This is a genomic window from Rhizobium sp. RCC_161_2, assembly GCF_041355235.1.
Classification (GTDB): Bacteria; Pseudomonadota; Alphaproteobacteria; order Rhizobiales; family Rhizobiaceae; genus Rhizobium.
In genome coordinates this window covers 85,619-99,542 of the sequence record NZ_JBFUPL010000011.1, presented here as the reverse complement: position 1 = coordinate 99,542, position 13,924 = coordinate 85,619, and the positions used below count along the sequence as shown (strand labels likewise).

Here is a 13,924-nt window from a genome sequence, read left to right as displayed (position 1 = left end):
GTGAATGATCGATGTGTCTATAGGCCGTTAGGTCAACTTCTTTTCAGCCTGCTCCGCGAGAGCCTTGGTGAAAGCTTCGTCGCTCCAGCCTTCCGTCAATGCCTCATGCAGCAATTGCGCCTGCGTCTTCGGGGCAAGGCCGCCGACGGGCGGGTCGCGGTCAAGGTTGGTGGGGAAGGAATAGCCTTCGGCGCAGGAGGCAATGGCATTCGATACCTCCGCCTCGGAGAGCCTGCCCGCCGATCTCAGTGCTTTCAGCGCCGGGAACAGACGGGCGCTCATGCGTTCGCGGTTGACCGTTTCCATCGCGCGGCCAAAGGCGGAGGAAACCTGCAGCAGGTTTGCCACGCGCTTGATATCCGTCGAGCGGTTGGTGCCGGCGGCATGGAAGAGCGCGGGGTTGAAGAAGACGACATCGCCCTTTTCCAGTGGCAACTGGATATGGTTGCGATCGAAATAATCGCGGAATTCCTGGCGCTTCAGCGCGAGATATCCGGGCACATAGGTCTGGCTATGCGGCAGGAACAGCGTCGGTCCACTCTCGAGCGGCATATCGCAATGGGCAACCGCGCCCTGCAGCGTCAGAACCGGTGAGAGCTTGTGAACGTGAGCGGGAAACTGCTCGATCACCTTCGATGTCTGGAAGCCGAGATGGTAATCGCGGTGGGCGGATTGCGCGGCACCGCCGGGATTGACGCGGTTGACCTGCGCCGTCATCTGGTAGCTCGGTCCGAGCCAGGCCTCGCTGGCAATCGCGATGATGGCATTGCCGTAATATTCTGCAAAATTCTCCGGGTCGGCGAGGCAATGCTTCTCCAGTGAATTCCATATGCGGTCGTTGGCGCCCGGCTGGCGAAATGGTCGCCGCCGCCGGTCGCCGTGCGGTGCTGCTCATTGATGATGTCGTCGAAGATCACGCTGGCGCGGTCGATGACGGATGTATCCTCGTAAGCGCGCTTGAAGACCACGACGCCAGGACCTTCGCCGAAGGCTTCGCAGATCTCGGCCAGCACGGCGCGGCGTCCTTCCGGGCTGGCAATGGCCGTCAGAACCTTGGCGCTGTCATAGATCAGCACGTTTTTCTCGACGCGATCGGCGGTTGGATAGTCGGCAAGCGCGGTGGTCTTTTCGGCCAGTGCACGGAAATCGTCGAGGTCGCAGGCATCCTCGGTCAGCCAGACCCGGTCGGCGCGCAGCTTCTGCGGATTGTCGGTTTTCATCAGGTGTTCCTCCATCTCTGATGAAGGCACTATACGGCAGGCATGGCTGTGTTATAGATCATAAATCCATCAAAAAACCATCAGAACGAAGAGCATGTCACATCCGTTTCTCGTCAAGGATATCGCCTTTCAGGCGGGCTTGAGCACCGCCACCGTCGACCGGGTGCTGAACGGGCGGGCGGGTGTGCGGCGCCAGACCGAGATGCGGGTCAAGGCGGCGATTGCCGAGCTGGAAAAGCAACAGGCAGGCGCCGGGATCAGCGGGCGAACGCTGGCGATCGATATCGTCATGGAGACGCCGGAGCGTTTTTCCGATGCGGTGCGTTCGGCCTTCGAAGCGGAGGTGGCGACCTTCCTGCCAACGATCTTCCGCTGCCGCTTTCATTTCGCCGAGGTTATGAAGCCGATCGAACTGGTGCAACTGCTCGATCGCATCCGGCTGCGGGGCACGCATGGGATCGTGTTGAAGGCCCCCGACATTCCTGAAATCGCCGCTGCGGTCGAGCGCGCGACCAAAGTCGGCATTACGGTTGTCACCCTGGTGACCGACCTGCCGAATTCGTCACGAACGGCTTATGCGGGGGCCGACAACCGAGCGGCGGGCGAGACGGCCGCCTATCTCATCGGCAACAGCTTTGACGGCGCTGACGCCAGGGTCCTCGTCACGCTGTCGAGCGGCCGCTTTCGCGGCGAGGAGGAACGCGAGATCGGCTTTCGCCGCGTATTGCGTGAGCGCTATCCACAGATCGGCGTCACTGAGATCAGCGAGGGACATGGCACCGATGCCGCGACGGGAACCCTTGCGGCGCGCGCCATTGCGGCGGATGCAACGATCAACGCGGTCTATTCCGTTGGCGGCGGAAATAGGGCCGTGCTTGCTGCGTTCGAGGCAGCCGGAAGGCCGATCCGCATTTTCGTGGCGCATGATCTCGACGCCGATAACCGTGCGCTGCTTGCCGCCGGCAGGATCGGCTTCGTGCTGCATCATGACCTGCGAACCGACGCCAGATCGGCGTTTCGAGCCATCATCAGCGGCCAGGTAAATGGACGCAGCGCGCCGGCGGTATTATCGGCAGTGGAAATCATAACCTCCTACAACATGCCGGCCGCGACCTGACCTTCCGTTGGTCAGGAACCTCGACTGGAAATACGCCGATCGACGAAGGCGGCGTAAGCTGCGGCTAACAATGCGAGTGATGCCGATACCAGCATCATGACGAACAGGGCATGGATCGTGCCTGACCGTTCTAGAAACAAGCCGGCCACGGAGCCTATGAGCGCTCCGCCGGCGAGCCTCATTGCGGCGGACAGTCCCGCGGCGGTGCCCGCAAGGTCGGGGCGCACGGACAGTACGCCGGTATTACCGGCGGGCATGGTCAACCCGTTACCGATACCGATGAACATGCAGGGTCCAAAGAATGCAAGAACGTTGGCAGCGCCAGACATAGAAAGGACCAGGCCAGCCAGCAGCCCGATGCAGGTGAAGAGACGCGCAACGATGAGGACGGTGCTCAACGCATTTCGCGAGGCGTAGCGGCCCGCCAGATAGCTGCCCAGGATGAAGCCCGCCGGGACCATTCCCATGTAGAAGCCCAGCGTCGCGCTCGATCCGCCAAGCGACTGGCTGAATGCCAAAGGTGCTCCCCCGAGGAAAATATAGAGCGTTCCCATGGAACAGGTCATGCACAGGGTATAGGCCCAGAACCGCGCCGAGCTTAGCAGTTGCGCATAGGAGGCGAGGTAGTTCGCCTTCGGCTTCGAGGCGCGCGTGGAGGTTTCCCTCAGCTCGCGCATGGACAGAGCGAGGACGGCCATACCAAGGATGGCCAGGACAACGAAGATCGCCCGCCATCCGAACAGCTCGTCCAAAAACCCGCCAAACATTGGACCGATCATGGGTGCAATCGCCCATCCCATGGAGACGTAGCCGATTTTGCTTGCCGTTCCGTATTGCCCCGACGTCTCCTTGACGACGACGAGCGCGACGGAAAAGCAGGCGCCGATCGAGGCCTGCATCGCTCGAAAAACGAGGAAGGTGCCGATATTCGTGGCGAGAGCACAGCCAATCGACGCGACGATGAAAATGGAGACGGCGGTCAATGCGACCGGCCTGCGCCCATACCGATCCGACATCGCGCCGGCGACGATCTCGATCAGGGCCGTGACGATCGTGTAGCCGGCGACCGAAAGATTGACGAGCGCGTAATCGGCGTGGAACTCACCGGCAATCCTGGGCAGCGACGGCAGGATCATGTTGACTGGCAGCACCGAAAGCGCCGACAGGACGATGAGGGTTGTCAGTCGGGGTGCGGGAGTAGCGGGGAGGCTGGTCGTCGTGCCTGCCGTTTGGGTGCGCGAAGCCTGAAGGGGATTGTTGTCCGTCATGGTTTTTGACCGTCTTGTCAGTGGGGTGCCGAGGGAAAGCTGACGAGGCGTGGCCCGAATTCAGGGCATAAAAAAAGGCCCCGTCAGGAGCCTGTTTATAGCGCATGGGTGCTTTCGCCGGATGGTTATACCATCCTGCCCATGCGCCCTATCACCACTGCAAGAACCATTGCGATCTTCATGATGTAAAAACTAGACAGGAATCTGAATGTCGTCAATGCAGGATGACGGAAACGCAGCGCCGCGATTGTGATTGGAGCTGTGCCTGCCGCAAACTCCTGCCGACCAGATCATCTTCAAGAAGAACGCGCATTCGTCTGTTCCGGATTTGCCGTTGCTGGCGATGTCGATATGTAGCGGCGGGCGATCATCCAGCATCCGAGCGCCCAGGTGGCGCCGGCGCACCAGCCGCCGAGGACATCGGTCGGGAAATGTACGCCGAGAAAGACCCGGCTTGTGCCGATCATCAGCGTCAGAAAAATGGCCACCACAATCATGAATATCCGGGTCGATCTGTAGGCTTGCGTGCGGGAAAGAAGCGCGCCAAGCGTCAAATAGGTCACGGCCGACACCATGGCGTGGCCGCTTGGAAAGCTCAGGTCATGAACCTCGACCAGATGCGGAACGATGTCCGGCCTCGGCCTTGCGACGCCGAGTTTCAGCACAGTGCTCAGCAGCCATCCGCTCAGCACCGAGGCGAGGATGAAGATGGCGATCGAGCGGCGGCGGTCAAGAAGCAGGTAGATGGTCACCAGAGTCGTCAACAGCGTCAGGACCGTCGTACCGCCAAGGCTGGTGATGTCGCTGAAGGCATGGGTCAGCCACGCCGGCCCCACGGGACGGGAGAGATCGCCGGGCTGGCGCAGCGCCAGCAATATGGTCTCGTCAAATCGCCTCGTCGAACCTTCAAGGACCTCGCCGGTCAATTGCAGAAACAGAAAGAGCCCGCCGGAGAAAGCCGCGAACATTATGAGCACCAGGGGTTCGAAACGATTCAGCCACCCAAATATCCCCGGCTTGCGGGACCGCTGATCGCTCATGCACCGTTACCCATGTGAATCGTTGCCATTTCGTCTCCTTTGGATTCCGGCCGAGATGTACCACCGGCCAAATCCATGCGGCAACGGGAAAAGGCTCTTACGCCGCTTGCGGGCATGGCGCTCCTCCGGCTTGGTTTATAACGGCTGTGTTTTTGACCGTCACCTTGCGCTCGGCGCCAGGCGTCGAACGGAGACGCCGTATCACAGAGATTCGAGATATATTCGAATAATATTCTACGTTATGGCGATAATTTTGGCATCGAATGGAATGTCCATCTGCCGTGTCTCCTCATATAATCTACAAAATAGATAGACTATTAAATGCGGCGCCAAGCGGAAGCCAATCCCCGAAACAGTCGGGCTGAAGCGGGCAAACTTGAACGGATGATCGCAATGGTGAAGCAGGTGATTGAGTACGCCGGCGTACCGGTCGGTATCGTCATACCGGACAAGGACCGTCTGAAGTTCATCGCGGTAAAATTCCATGTCCATGATCTGGACGGGCAATATTTCACCTCATCGGCCGACGTGCAGAGGGCCATTCACGCGATGATATCCGCATCCCGCGGCAGCGTCTCACGCGTCGCCTGACAGAGAGGGAAATCATGGGCAGACTCCGGCATTTTTTCCGGCTTTCGGCATTGCGTGACGATCTGGAAACGAGGCTCCTTGTTCGCGAGTATCGTTCCTTGTTGATGGACGACCACTTTGATGACGGTGTCGAGAAAGAACTGCGTTCGGCCTTTCTGGAGGTCTCGGATGAAATCTCGTCGCATCGATTCCGGCATCGTCATGGATGAAATATATTAGTGCGATTGCCGAAGAATGCCCTTTTCCAATTTCCCACTATTGCTCGATTTATAAGGCCCTTCAGTGAAGCGTTCCTCTCGCTCCTCTTCTTTCGCTCCTTTTCAGCTTAACTTGCGTGTGGAATGGCCGACGCTGGCGCTCTTGGTGCTTTGCTACGGAATCTGGTTTGCGGCCGGGTTCTGGCTGTATTCCTTCTTACCAGCGCTGGCCTTGGTGGTGATGGGTATTGCCGTGGCGCTGCATTCCTCTCTCCAGCACGAGGTGCTGCATGGCCATCCCACGCGCAGCGCGGCCCTGAACGAAGCGTTCGTCTTTTTGCCGATCGGCCTGTTTTATCCCTATCGCAGCTATAGGCGCATTCATCTGCAGCATCATTTCGATGAGCGGCTGACCGATCCTTACGACGATCCCGAAAGCTACTATGTCGCGCTCCTTGACTGGCTGCATCTGCCGCGGCCGTTGCAACTGCTGTTAAGGGCGAACAACACCATGCTAGGCCGGGTGCTCGTGGGGCCTCTATTCGGTGTACTGGGCTTCACCCGCGCTGAATGGAAACGTATCGCGCAAGGTGATGTCAGAACGCGCGATGCCTGGCTAAGGCACCTGATGGGGCTCATGCCAATCGCCCTCATTTTGCAATTCCTGTTCGGCATACCTTTCTGGCTCTATGCGATCACCAGCGGATATCTCGGCCTGGCTTTAATCGCCATCCGTTCCTATTGCGAGCATCAGTGGTCGGAGAGCCCGGAAGGGCGCACCATCATTGTCGAACGCTCGATTCTGGCCCCGCTGTTTCTCTACAACAACCTGCATTTCGTCCATCATAAGCGGCCGGGAGTTCCATGGTATCAACTGCCCGAAACCTATCTGCGTGAGCGTGCCGACTGGATTCGGCTCAATGGCGGCTACGTCTATGGCAGCTACCTCGATATTCTGCGCGCCCATGCGCTTAGAGCGAAAGAGCCTGTCGCGCATCCGGCTCTGCGCCGCAATCCGCAGCCTATCATGCCAGAAGGTGAGGCGCAGGCGCATGATCCGCTTCCATCTGCCCTGGGTGAGAATTTGTAGGGCGCCTCAACGGACAACTAGTATCGGCCGGATAATCTCTGTCGCGTCGGTCGACCAGGGATGTTTCCCGGTGCCGAAGTGCCCGTACTTGCTTTCATGGCTCCACAACCTAGTTTCCATACTGGGGGAGACGCCGCATCGTAGAGGCGATGCTGTGGGAACGATCACATTGGGATTGTATGAACGGTTTGTTCGGATAGCGTTCATGTAGGATGCAATATCACCGAATCATGCCATCGATATCACAGTGAGGAGCGAAGGATGTTTGGACGTTTTGCACGAGTTTCTTTCATCGCGTTGGCCGGCCTGGCCGCAACGCAATTGATGCCGTCTGTCGCCATGGCGCAGTATTACGGCGATGATGACGGATACAGGCAGCCGCCAAGATGGGACCGCCGGCAGGATCAGGACTGGGGTGGTCCGCGCAGGGACCGCGACCGTGATCGTGGTGGCTGCGGCCGGCGCGAACTCATGGATGCCGCCCGCCAGGAAGGCTTCCGACGTATCGATTCGGTCGAAAACAACGGCCGGCGCATTGTGGTTCGTGGCTGGAATGATGGTGGCCCCGACCGCATGGTCTTTGCCAATCGACGCGGCTGCCCGGCCCTCAATTAAGGCCAGGCATCATCCGCCGCGATCAATCTAGCCGGCGGATCGAAGCATAGCGCCAAGGCACGATTTCGATCGTGCCTTGGACAGGCATTCCAGCTATCCGAGCGCGTCAGCCATCCTTATGAGATCGGCAACGGATGCCGCCTGCATCTTGCGCATCGCCTGACCACGATGGACCTTGACGGTGATTTCGCTGAGACCAAGTTCCGCGGCGATTTGCTTGTTGAGGCGTCCTTGGGCGACAAGCGCCATCACCTCACGCTCGCGCGCCGTCAGCGTTGCAAACCGCTCCCGCAGATCGGTCGTTGCGGCGTCCTGGCGAAGCCTGGCGCGATCTTTTTCCAAAGCTTGCCGAATGGCGTCGAGAAGATCCTGTTCCCGAAAGGGCTTGAGCAGAAACTCCATCGCGCCGGCCTTCATCGCCCTCACGGACATCGGCACATCGCCGTGGCCGGTCAGGAATATGATGGGCAGGGGATTGCCGGTCCTTGCCAATTCATCCTGGAAATCAAGGCCGCTCGCATCCGGCATCCTGACGTCGAGGACAAGGCAGGACGGACCGTCGGATCGTCGATGTTTCAGGAAATCGCGTGGCGATGCGAAGCTGCCGACATCATAGCCGACCGAGCGCAGGAGGCTGTCCAGCCCATCCCGGACGGAGGGATCGTCGTCGATGACATAAATGGTCGGTTTCTGCTCCAGCGTGGTCATCCTCTCGCTCCTATATCCGATGGCAGGATGAAGCCGAACACCGCGCCATGCGGGAAGTTGGGCGCCGTATAGATCGTACCGCCATGCGCCTCGACGATCGACCGGCTGATCGCCAATCCCATCCCCATTCCCGTTGGCTTGGTCGTGAAGAAGGCCTCGAACATCCTGTCGGAAGCAGCCGGCGGCACGCCCGTGCCGGTGTCGCGCACGCTGACCGTTATCTTCCTGCCATCGGCCGCGGCGCTGACCAGCAACTCGCGCTTCTCCGCATCGATACCCGCCATCGCTTCGATGGCATTGATGACGAAATTCAGGATCACCTGCTGGAGCTGGACCCGGTCGCCCGTCACGGATGGCAGATCGTTGGCAAGTTCGGTGCGCAGCAGGATATGGTTTTCGCGGATCTCGCCACGGACGAGCGCCAGCGCTTCCGCGATCGTCTCGGCCATGTCGATGCTGTCGCGCGATGGAGATGTTCGCGCAACGAGGCTGCGGACGCGACCGATCACCTCGCCGGCGCGGCCGGCATCCTTGACGATCCTGTCGAGTGCGTGCCGTGCCTCCTCCTGGTCGGGAGGAACTGCCGACAACCAGCGTAGCGCCGCATTGCCATTGGCCACAATTGCGGTAATCGGCTGGCTGACCTCGTGGGCGATGGAGGTGCTGAGTTCGCCCATCGTCATGATGCGCGACATCCGCGCGAGTTCGGATTGCGCCTGTCTGGCCCTCGCCTCGGTCGTCTCGATCCTGATCGCCAGATAGGTGGTCGCGCCGATTGCAAGCAGGCTTATGGCGCCGTTCACCATGCCGGACTGGGAATCTCCATGCCGTGTCAGACAATAGCTGACTATGGTGAGGACGGCGCAGGTGAGCCCTACGGCCATGACGGCCCGGGGCCGGCCGGAGCGCACGGAGATGAGGATCACCGCGACATAGAGCACCGCAAAGGCGATCTCGAGATTGGTCACCGTGTCGGCAACAAAGACCAGGGCGGCGAGCAGTGTAATGCCGAGCCACAGCAAGGGTGCCTCGACCAGATATCGCAGGACCTCGCGCCTCATATCGCCTTACCTTTCCTACACGAATCCGCCGCCGCACATGCGACGGCAGGGTGCACGATCGCTAAGCTATGAGCAATGCCGACCATTGCGGTGGGCCAATGGTCGGCCGTGATCAAGCGTGGTGCTCAGCTCGGGTTTTCGAGCGTGAACAGGTCGGCATTCTCGTCATAAGCGAAATATTCGGCATAACGAGCCCAGTTCGTCACGGCTTTCAGCGTGGTATCGGCATAGTCCTCCGACATGTAGTCCTCGAGTTCGTCGCGAAAGCGCCGGGCCGGCGCGCGGTGCGTTGGTCGCTCGTCGAGGACGCGGCGGATATGGGCGGCAAGCGGCACGTAGGTCGCCAGATGCTGCTCGAACAAACGCTTGCGTTCGTCGACGTCGCTATCGAAGAAGCGCAGGCCCGGTGCCGTCAGCCGGATGTCGCCACCTTCCAGATCGGCAAAGCGCAGCAGTTGCAGCGTTTCGGCGACCGGGAAGAGATCGTCGATGTCGAGATGGAGATGCGTGGCAAGCGGCGGCAGGTCCGCCTGCCCCCGATAAGGTTCGGCCGCCACCGTCTCGATCAGGCCGGACAGCAGGTTGGTCGATACCCGCGGCAGGGCCATGGCGATCCCTGTGCCCGGGAACAGCCCGTCGCGCGCGGCGGTGCCGGTTTTCGCGGTCATCCTTGCATAGATGTCTTCGACCAGCATCCGGAAGGTGGGGTCGAGGCGGTTGCGCGGCTGCGGCAGGTCGACGCGGATCTCGGCGATGACGCGGCCGGGGTTCGACCCGAAGATCAAGATGCGGTCGCACATCAGCACGGCCTCTTCGATATTGTGCGTCACCATCAGGATGGATTCGATCGGCATCCGGCCTTCGCACCACAGATCGAGCAGATCGGTGCGCAGCGTCTCCGCCGTCAGCACATCGAGCGCTGAGAAGGGCTCGTCCATCAGAAGGACCTTCGGGCGCACGACGAGGGCGCGGGCAAGGCCGACGCGCTGGCGCATGCCACCCGAAAGCTCCTTCGGATAGGCGCTTTCGAAGCCGTCGAGGCCGATGAGGTCGATGGCCGCAAGTGCACGCTTGCGCCGCTCGGCCGGTGCTATGCCCTGGGCCTCGAGGCCTAATTCGACATTCTGCAGGACGGATAGCCAGGGGAAGAGTGCAAAACTCTGAAAGACGACCGATACGCCCGAGTTCGGACCGGTCACCGGCTTGCCCTCGAAGGTGACTTCGCCCTTGCTCGACCGGATCAGGCCGGCGATTGCCCGCAGCAGTGTCGACTTGCCGGAACCGGAGCGCCCAAGCAGTCCGACGATCTCGGCGGAGCGAAGCTCCAGATCGACATTGTCGAGGACGACGAGCGAGCCGGATGCGCCCTTGTCGTAGATCTGGCAGACCTGCTTGGCCGATACCAGCGGGGCGGCTTCGGCAATTCCTGCCTTTTTCGTGAGTATGGTGTTTTCCATGATTGTTACTCCGACTGGAATGGTTAGTTGAGACGCAGGCGGCGTTCGGCGAAGACGTAGAGCGGTCGCCAGAGGGTTCTGTTCAAAAGCGTGACGAAGAGCGACATGACCGCGATGCCGAGGATGACGCGCGGGAAGTCGCCGGCCTCCGTGGCCTTGGCGATGTAGGAACCGAGGCCGAAGGCTTCGAGCTTGGTGTGGCCCCAGCTCACCACCTCGGCGACGATGCTGGCATTCCACGAGCCGCCCGATGCCGTCAGCGCGCCGGTGACGTAGTAGGGAAAGATCCCCGGCAGAATGGCGCGCCGCCACCATGTCCAGGACCGGAGCTGATAGACGGAGCAGGCTTCCTTCAGATCCGTCGGAAAGGCGCTGGCACCTGCGATGACGTTGAAGAGGATGTACCATTGCGTGCCGAGCACCATCAGCGGCGAGAGCCAGATGTTCGGGCTCGCTCCGGTCGCGACGATTGCTATGACAGCGAAGGGAAACAGCACGTTTGCGGGAAAGGCCGCGAGGAACTGCGCCGCCGGCTGAACACGCTCGGCAACGGCTGGCCTGAGGCCGATCCATACGCCGATCGGCACCCAGATCACGGACGCCACCGCAATCAGCACAAGCACACGCAGCAATGTGACGAGGCCACCTTGGAAGGCTTCCCATGCGTCGCTCCACGTCAAGGTCTGGCTCACATAGGCAAAGGCTGTCCAGATACCCCAGATGCCGACGACTGTGATCAAGGCGAACCAGGCGTAATCGAGCGCCCGTGTAGCCATGGCATTGTCACGGCTGGCGGCCGGCGCCTTGCGGGTCATGGCAGGCAGTCGAACGAGCATAAGGCGGCCCCATGCCCAGGAAAGCGGTCCCATGAGGTATTTCAGCAGGCGCGTGCGCTGGATCAGCGAATAGACCCATGAGCGTGGCTTCTCCTGCCCCGCCGTCTGCTCGAAGCGGAATTTGTCGGCCCAGGCGACGATCGGCCGGAACAGGAGCTGGTCGTAAAGCACGATGACGACGCCCATGGCGAGGACCGCCCAGCTCACCGCTGCAAAATCCTGCTTATCGATGGCAACCGCCAGCCAGGAGCCGAGGCCCGGTAGCTGCACCGTTGTATTGCCGACGGTGATTGCCTCCGAGGCGACGACGAAGAACCAGCCGCCGGACATCGACATCATCGTGTTCCAGATCAGCCCGGGCGCCGAAAAAGGCGCTTCCAGCCGCCAGAACCGCTGCCAGGCGGAAAGACCGAAACCACGGCTCACTTCGTCGAGATCGCGCGGCACGGTTCGCAGCGACTGATAGAAGGAAAAGGCCATGTTCCAGGCCTGGCTGGTGAAGATCGCGAAGACCGACGCACATTCGGCGCCAAGCTGGCTTCCCGGGAAAATCCCCATGAAGAAGGTGACGGTGAAGGTCAGAAAACCAAGCACCGGCACGGATTGCAGGATATCGAGGGCGGGGATGATGATCATCTCCGCCCGCCGGCTTTTGGCGGCCAGCGTTGCGAAAACGAAGGTGAAGACGAGCGAGGCCCCGATTGCGGCGAACATCCGCAACGTCGTGCGCAGGGCATATTCCGGCAGCCGTGCGGGATCGAGCGAGATGGGCGCGCTTGCCAGGCCTTCCAGTGGCGCCCGCATTTCGGCCGCCCCGTGCAGAGCGAGCACGGCCAGCGCCGCGACGAAGGCGAAGGCGACGAGATCGTAGCCGTTCGGCAGGATGCGGGCACGCGCCAGCTCGGCAACGGCGCTGTGCCCCCGGCGATCATTGGAAAGAAAGACCATGTGATGACCTCATGGAAAAATTGGAGAGTGTCGGCGATATGCCCGCGTGATGTGATGGCGGTCGTAGCGGGGGCTACGCCGCCTGATGATTATCCGTGCGACGACTGCCATCCTCGTCGAGGGGCGCGGGGCCTTGCGTGGTCCAGAAGCACTCCAGTTTCCCCGTCAGCGGGCTGGTGTGCCAGACGGCGACAAGGGCCGGGCGCGGCTGCACGGAATTGGCGGGCAGTGTCCGGATGGCCGGAAATTTGGATACGGACGTGCGTCCGCGAAAAAGAACGATGTTGTTCATGGTTCACCTCCTCGGTCCGCCGACGGCAGGTCCGGGCGGCGAACCGGACAGGCTAGGCCCGACCGGCGCTCGCCCGGGCGATTGCGCTGGGAGCGGTCCAGGTTGTTGCGATGACCATCCGGCCACGGCCGGATGCCGCAACCGGATAGCGACTAGAGTAGCTGTCCATTGGCTTCTTGATCTGTTGTTTCGGTAACCCCGCGCGCTGCGTCGTGGGGCATGGCCGTGATGTCATGGAGGGTATGAACGGTCAATCAGGCGTTGGTGCACCGCGATTATACCTTGGTATAGGCGGGGGATGTTTGCCTCGGTGATCAGGCCAATCGGAGGGTGGCAAGAGCCGCCGCTGTGATCGGGCAACTAACCGGAGATCAGAAGCTGCCGGGCAGTCGATGTCAGCGTTTTGCCGCCTTCAGGCGTGACGACGACCGTTTCGCTAAAGCCAAGGCCGCCGGCGCTTGCATAGACATGGAAGACCATTCCGTCTTCAAGTGGCCAATTCTCCGTCGGCAGGAACACGCGGGAAAAGTCGCTTGTGCGCGGCGTGCGCGTATAGAGACCGAGCGTATAGGCCGTGACATTGTTATAGGCTGGCCGCCATCCCTCCGCGACGAGGCCATTGCGAACGATGGCGTCCACATCCCGCGCGATAGCCCCGGGCTTCATGGCCGCAATCTGTTCGTCCTGAAGCGTGACGATGCGAGATGCTGCATCGCGGAGCCGGGACGCGGGCTTGCCGATGATGATCGGCCGCATCAGACGTGCGCAGTAGCCGCCGATGCGCGGGATCAGCTCGACATGCAGTATGTCCCCCTCGCTCAGCACGTCATTCTTGAGCGCACCATGGAGAAATTCATGGCTGCCGCTCGCCTTGACGATCGGTCCGGTCTCACCCGTATCGGCGCCCGCCCGCAGGAATGTCGCGGCTGCGACAGCTGCCGCATCGCGGGTCGACAAGCCCGAGCGGATTGTCTCCGCGACGGCCCGCATGGCCTCGTCGGCGATGGCAGACGCATCCGTCAGAACCGCGATCTCGCGCGGCGATTTGATCCAGCGCAAGCGGTCGCTGATGCCGGGAAGGGCGATGAATTCCGCCCGAGGCAGGCATGCCTTGAGCCGCGCGGCCGTATGGGCGCTGAAGCTATAAGCACCGATATCCGCTCCGATGCGAGCGTCAGTGAAACCATAGGCGCAGATGCTGTCCGCGACGGCCTGATGAGGATCATCGGTATCGGCAAAGCCGATCACATCGGTGATCCAGGTTCTTTCCCGGCAGGGTGCCTCATCGAGTTCGCGAAGTACGAACCACGGCTGTCCTTGGCGCGGAAGCAGAGCGGCGCGGTACATGGTTTCGGAGACGGTATAGCCCGTCAGCCAGGCCAGCAGCTCGCCGCTGTCGATCAGAAGGAGATCGACGGCGGCGGCGTCCATCGCGGCATGCGCCTTGGCGATCCGCCAATCATATTCGTCACGAGGGAACATGC

At 61.1% G+C, this 13,924-nt stretch carries 12 protein-coding genes and 1 pseudogene; 4 read left to right on the top strand and 9 right to left on the bottom strand.

Annotated elements, in window-relative coordinates; all coding sequences use genetic code 11:
• Positions 1 to 27 precede the first annotated feature (27 nt).
• A pseudogene (locus AB6803_RS25375) lies at positions 28 to 1,220 on the bottom strand (phytanoyl-CoA dioxygenase family protein).
• A 94-nt stretch (positions 1,221 to 1,314) separates the two neighbouring features.
• Here AB6803_RS25375 and AB6803_RS25370 point away from each other — a divergent pair.
• The gene (locus AB6803_RS25370; protein ID WP_371111483.1) at positions 1,315 to 2,337 is read left to right on the top strand and encodes a LacI family DNA-binding transcriptional regulator; all 1,023 of its coding nucleotides are present in this window, start codon (positions 1,315 to 1,317) and stop codon (positions 2,335 to 2,337) included.
• 11 nt (positions 2,338 to 2,348) lie between these two features.
• Here AB6803_RS25370 and AB6803_RS25365 read toward each other — a convergent pair whose 3' ends face one another.
• A complete protein-coding gene (locus AB6803_RS25365; protein ID WP_371111482.1) occupies positions 2,349 to 3,605 on the bottom strand; it encodes a multidrug effflux MFS transporter in 1,257 nt (418 codons plus the stop codon).
• A 296-nt stretch (positions 3,606 to 3,901) separates the two neighbouring features.
• Positions 3,902 to 4,645, bottom strand: a complete 744-nt coding sequence (locus AB6803_RS25360) for a phosphatase PAP2 family protein (RefSeq protein WP_371111481.1) — start codon at positions 4,643 to 4,645, stop codon at positions 3,902 to 3,904.
• 393 nt (positions 4,646 to 5,038) lie between these two features.
• Between AB6803_RS25360 and AB6803_RS25355 the strand changes: the two genes are divergently transcribed.
• The 3 genes from AB6803_RS25355 (at position 5,039) to AB6803_RS25345 (ending at position 7,138) form a co-directional block, all read left to right on the top strand.
• Positions 5,039 to 5,236, top strand: a complete 198-nt coding sequence (locus AB6803_RS25355; protein WP_371111480.1) for a hypothetical protein — start codon at positions 5,039 to 5,041, stop codon at positions 5,234 to 5,236.
• Positions 5,237 to 5,518: 282 nt separating this feature from the next.
• On the top strand, positions 5,519 to 6,523 hold the full coding sequence (locus tag AB6803_RS25350) for a fatty acid desaturase (RefSeq protein WP_371111479.1): 1,005 nt from the start codon (positions 5,519 to 5,521) through the stop codon (positions 6,521 to 6,523).
• A 261-nt stretch (positions 6,524 to 6,784) separates the two neighbouring features.
• Entirely contained in the window at positions 6,785 to 7,138 is a 354-nt protein-coding gene (locus AB6803_RS25345) for a hypothetical protein (RefSeq protein ID WP_371111478.1), read from the top strand.
• Between the two features lie 93 nt (positions 7,139 to 7,231).
• On the opposite strand, the gene AB6803_RS25340 is transcribed toward AB6803_RS25345, so the two are convergent.
• From AB6803_RS25340 to AB6803_RS25315, 6 genes are all read right to left on the bottom strand, one after another.
• Positions 7,232 to 7,846: a response regulator transcription factor gene (locus AB6803_RS25340; protein WP_371111477.1), complete on the bottom strand. Its 615-nt coding sequence runs from the start codon at positions 7,844 to 7,846 to the stop codon at positions 7,232 to 7,234.
• The gene (locus tag AB6803_RS25335; protein WP_371111476.1) at positions 7,843 to 8,907 is read right to left on the bottom strand and encodes a sensor histidine kinase; all 1,065 of its coding nucleotides are present in this window, start codon (positions 8,905 to 8,907) and stop codon (positions 7,843 to 7,845) included. Before AB6803_RS25335 ends, AB6803_RS25340 begins: the two co-directional genes overlap by 4 nt.
• A gap of 125 nt (positions 8,908 to 9,032) precedes the next feature.
• On the bottom strand, positions 9,033 to 10,364 hold the full coding sequence (locus AB6803_RS25330; protein WP_371111475.1) for an AAA-associated domain-containing protein: 1,332 nt from the start codon (positions 10,362 to 10,364) through the stop codon (positions 9,033 to 9,035).
• A 23-nt stretch (positions 10,365 to 10,387) separates the two neighbouring features.
• A complete protein-coding gene (locus AB6803_RS25325) occupies positions 10,388 to 12,148 on the bottom strand; it encodes an ABC transporter permease (protein ID WP_371111474.1) in 1,761 nt (586 codons plus the stop codon).
• 73 nt (positions 12,149 to 12,221) lie between these two features.
• Complete coding sequence (locus tag AB6803_RS25320; protein WP_371111473.1) at positions 12,222 to 12,440, bottom strand: hypothetical protein; 219 nt, start codon at positions 12,438 to 12,440, stop codon at positions 12,222 to 12,224.
• A gap of 360 nt (positions 12,441 to 12,800) precedes the next feature.
• Positions 12,801 to 13,922, bottom strand: a complete 1,122-nt coding sequence (locus AB6803_RS25315; protein WP_371111472.1) for a M24 family metallopeptidase — start codon at positions 13,920 to 13,922, stop codon at positions 12,801 to 12,803.
• Positions 13,923 to 13,924 lie beyond the last annotated feature (2 nt).

Bases quoted from the DNA above. Each gene is read 5' to 3' on its own strand.
- AB6803_RS25330 (WP_371111475.1), bottom strand. From the start codon at position 10,364: ATGGAAAACACCATACTCACGAAAAAGGCAGGAATTGCCGAAGCCGCC.
- AB6803_RS25360 (WP_371111481.1), bottom strand. From the start codon at position 4,645: ATGAGCGATCAGCGGTCCCGCAAGCCGGGGATATTTGGGTGGCTGAAT.
- AB6803_RS25345 (WP_371111478.1), top strand. From the start codon at position 6,785: ATGTTTGGACGTTTTGCACGAGTTTCTTTCATCGCGTTGGCCGGCCTG.
- AB6803_RS25340 (WP_371111477.1), bottom strand. From the start codon at position 7,846: ATGACCACGCTGGAGCAGAAACCGACCATTTATGTCATCGACGACGAT.
- AB6803_RS25320 (WP_371111473.1), bottom strand. From the start codon at position 12,440: ATGAACAACATCGTTCTTTTTCGCGGACGCACGTCCGTATCCAAATTT.
- AB6803_RS25315 (WP_371111472.1), bottom strand. From the start codon at position 13,922: ATGTTCCCTCGTGACGAATATGATTGGCGGATCGCCAAGGCGCATGCC.
- AB6803_RS25325 (WP_371111474.1), bottom strand. From the start codon at position 12,148: ATGGTCTTTCTTTCCAATGATCGCCGGGGGCACAGCGCCGTTGCCGAG.
- AB6803_RS25370 (WP_371111483.1), top strand. From the start codon at position 1,315: ATGTCACATCCGTTTCTCGTCAAGGATATCGCCTTTCAGGCGGGCTTG.
- AB6803_RS25335 (WP_371111476.1), bottom strand. From the start codon at position 8,907: ATGAGGCGCGAGGTCCTGCGATATCTGGTCGAGGCACCCTTGCTGTGG.
- AB6803_RS25365 (WP_371111482.1), bottom strand. From the start codon at position 3,605: ATGACGGACAACAATCCCCTTCAGGCTTCGCGCACCCAAACGGCAGGC.
- AB6803_RS25355 (WP_371111480.1), top strand. From the start codon at position 5,039: ATGGTGAAGCAGGTGATTGAGTACGCCGGCGTACCGGTCGGTATCGTC.